Consider the following 3,165-nt stretch of genomic DNA (forward strand, 5'->3'; position numbering starts at 1 on the left):
CGACCATCCCGGCGAGAACGAGGGACACGGACGCGCGGAGGTCCGTGCTCATCACGGTCGCACCGCTCAGCGGCTTGTCCGGCCGTCCCTCAACATGGACGGTGTCGCCATCTACCTTGAGCTGGGCGCCCAACCGACGGAGCTCCGGGATGTGCTTGAACCGGTCCGTGTAGATGGTGTCGCGCACCGTCGAGGTGCCCTCGGCTTGGGTCATCATGACCGTCCACTGCGCTTGGAGGTCCGTCGCGAAGCCCGGGTAGGGGTCCGTCACGATCGAGACGGGCTTGATCGACTCGACGCCCTCGACCTCGATGGCGGGGTACCCAAGCTCGGAGTCCGGGTCCTCGACGACCTCGAAGGGGACGCCGGTCTCGCGGAAGCGCTCGGTAAAGTCCTCCCCGAGGTGCTCCGGCTGCGTGCCCGTGATGCGGAAGCGTTCGCCCGGAGGCGTCGAGAGCGCGGCGGCGATCATGTAGGTGCCGAGCTCGATCCGGTCGGGGCAGTTCGTGAACTCGACGGCGTCCAGGCCGTCGACGCCCTGGATGCGGATGGTGTTGGTGCCCAACCCCTCGATTTTGGCGCCCATCTTCTGGAGCATCTGCCCGAAGACGACCACGTCCGGCTCCGCAGCGACGTTCTCCAGGACGGACTCGCCCTTCGCTGTGACCGCGGCCAGCATCACGTTGACCGTCGCGCCCACGCTGACGGGCTCGAAGCGGACGCGCCCGCCCTCGAGGCGTCCGCCCGGTGCCGAGGCGATCACGTAGCCGTTCTCCTCTTCGACCGTCGCGCCCAGGGCTTCCATCCCCTTGATGTGCAAGTCGACGGGGCGCGGTCCCCAGGCGCAGCCGCCGGGGAGGGACACGCGAGCCTTGCCGCCGCGGCCCAAGAGCGCCCCGAGCATGTAGAACGAGGCGCGCATCTGCTTCACCAGGTCGTACGGGGCCTCGTAATGGTGAATGCCTCCGGCGTTGATCGTGATCGTCTCCGGGGTCGACGGGTCGTCATCGGGGGTCCAATCGACCGTGCAGCCGGTCACGCGGATCACGTTCGAGAACGTGGCGACGTCCTTGAGGACGGGGATGTTGTGGATCTTCGACTCGCCGTGTCCGAGCACGGCCGCAGCCATGAGCGGGAGGGCGGTGTTTTTCGAGCCGCCGACGTGGATCGATCCGCGGAGGGCAGATCCGCCCTGGATGACAAGTTTGTCCAATGGAATGGTGGGTTGGGACAGAAAGGGTAGACAAACCAGCAACGCCGACCTGCCGGCACAGGGTTCGCCCGCTCCGCGACAGACCGAGGTAAGAAGGCGAAGCTAGTCCTCCAGAAGCCACCATCCTCGAAGGCGGCGAGGCGTTTCGTCGAGGCGATGACGATGGCTCGATTGTTGAGAAGAATGTGTTAACCAGCGTCCCCCCGTTGCCATGTCTGCTCTCTCCATCGCCCTCTTCGACGTCGTCGCCGACCTCGAGGCCGCCGAATACCGCGTTCGTTCCGGCCTCCGCACCACCCGAGTGGCGTTCCGAGACCTTTGCGTCGAGCCCCACTTTGGCGCGGCCGTGGCCCTCCACCGCTCGCTGTCCGCGCTCGTCGAGGGCGCCGACGTCGTCGATGAGACCGGGCCGGTGACCGGCGTGGACTGGGACACGGGCCGCCTCACTCGGCAGCGCGGCGACGCGCCGTTGGCTCTCGACCTGGCTCGGTGGGCGCTCCCGCTCCTGTCGGACGTCCTCGAGGAAGGCAAGGCGGTCTACGAGTTCGTGTCTGACCATGTCGAGCTGTCGACGGTCGGTCTCGTGCCGTCGTACCAGGACGAGGGGTTCCTCCTCATCGAGGACGGCGACCGCCTTCGGGCGCTTCGCTACCGCGTGTCTCCCCTGACCGGTCCGAGCGGGTCGTACCGCGCTCTTCGGACCTCCGCCCTCGATGTCGCCCTCGATCCCCGTGCGGTGGCGAGCGAGTGGAAGGCCGCGCTCGCCCAGGCCGTCCCGGAGCTCCCGATGCCCGCCACCTTCCGCCTGGCCGCCGACGTGGACCTGCCGGTCGACGAGACGCTGGTCCCACTCGCCAAGCGGAAGTTGCTCGGGCTGGTCGGTGGCTGGGGAGAGGCGTAGGTGACGATTCGTGAGGACGGTGCGGCCTGAGGACCCCGACCGCCGTCCTCGATGTCGAAATCCCTCCTCTCCTTGCTCTTCGGCGCGTTGGGGTGTGCAGCCGTCCCCCTCGAGGACGCGCCGCACCGCTCGCCTGCGCTCCGGTGCGCGCCTGATGTGGTCCGCGTCGAACTCAGGCCGTCGGACCCGCTCGGGCCGTTCGTTGACGCGCTCGCGTCGTCTGACGATTCTGCCCTCGAGGCCGTGACGGTGCGCGGGCGCTGGCGGACTCGAGACGCCGATGGCCGGGACGCTTGGACGCTCGTCCTCGATGCGCGCGGCGCAGCGGACACCGTGTCCGCCGCTGTTCGCCGCCTGGGGGAGCCGTTCGTGCGGTACGCGGGCGAGGACCGTGTCCCGTGTGTTCCTGTCGCCATCGGCGCGGCGTACGGCGTCCCGTTCGCGTTTGAGGGCGTGGTGTCACTGGTGGGCCTTGAGTGGGTCGTAGAGACAGCCCAGTCGCAGTACGTCCCGGACAACCTGCCCGGTGACCTACGCGAGCCCGGTCTGGTCCTCGAGGGCGTCGCGGAGTTTGCCGACGGCTCCTCGAGTCTTGACCCGTCTCCGGTAATCCGGCTCCTCGAGGTCGATCGTCTCGAAGACCGCCTCCGCCGCGTCATTCGAAGGGGGGAGGTACTGTTGTGGCTCCGGCCCGGCGCTGAGCTTCAGGACCTCGTCGCGCGCTACGCCGATGTCCCGTACGTCGAGTTCGACGCGAGTGGGTGGGACCCGCAGGCAGTCACCGTACGGGTCCGCCCCGGCGAGGAAGCAGCGTGGGCCGTACGTCTTTCGCGTGACGACGTGGACCTCGTCACACCGGCGCTAGCAGTACCCGCCGAAGGCTTGACGCGCTACTAACTCCCGCATCCTCGAGGCCGGCAAAAAAGCGGCGGTCCGGCCTCGAGGTCGGACCGCCGCTTTTTTGCCGGCCTCGAGGATGCGGGAGTTAGTCGCGCGTCAAGCCTTCGGCGGGTACTGCTAGCGCCGGTGTGACGAGGTCCACGTCGTCACG

Annotated in this window: 3 protein-coding genes; 2 read left to right on the top strand and 1 reads right to left on the bottom strand. The window is 68.3% G+C overall.

The features are described from left to right. On the bottom strand, nt 1-1,213 hold a 1,213-nt coding region (murA, locus tag WBA11_RS17285; protein ID WP_424521887.1), incomplete at its 3' end, for a UDP-N-acetylglucosamine 1-carboxyvinyltransferase. A 211-nt stretch (nt 1,214-1,424) separates the two neighbouring features. Between murA and WBA11_RS17290 the strand changes: the two genes are divergently transcribed. Next, a complete protein-coding gene (locus tag WBA11_RS17290; RefSeq protein ID WP_424521888.1) occupies nt 1,425-2,114 on the top strand; it encodes a hypothetical protein in 690 nt (229 codons plus the stop codon). A gap of 51 nt (nt 2,115-2,165) precedes the next feature. Continuing rightward, on the top strand, nt 2,166-3,011 hold the full coding sequence (locus tag WBA11_RS17295) for a hypothetical protein (RefSeq protein ID WP_424521889.1): 846 nt from the start codon (nt 2,166-2,168) through the stop codon (nt 3,009-3,011). Nucleotides 3,012-3,165 lie beyond the last annotated feature (154 nt).

This window comes from Rubrivirga sp. (genome assembly GCF_049648075.1).
In the GTDB taxonomy this organism is placed as follows: domain Bacteria; phylum Bacteroidota; class Rhodothermia; order Rhodothermales; family Rubricoccaceae; genus Rubrivirga.

Excerpts from the sequence above, each read along its gene's own strand:
- WBA11_RS17290 (WP_424521888.1), top strand. The coding sequence starts at position 1,425 with ATGTCTGCTCTCTCCATCGCCCTCTTCGACGTCGTCGCCGACCTCGAG.
- WBA11_RS17295 (WP_424521889.1), top strand. The coding sequence starts at position 2,166 with ATGTCGAAATCCCTCCTCTCCTTGCTCTTCGGCGCGTTGGGGTGTGCA.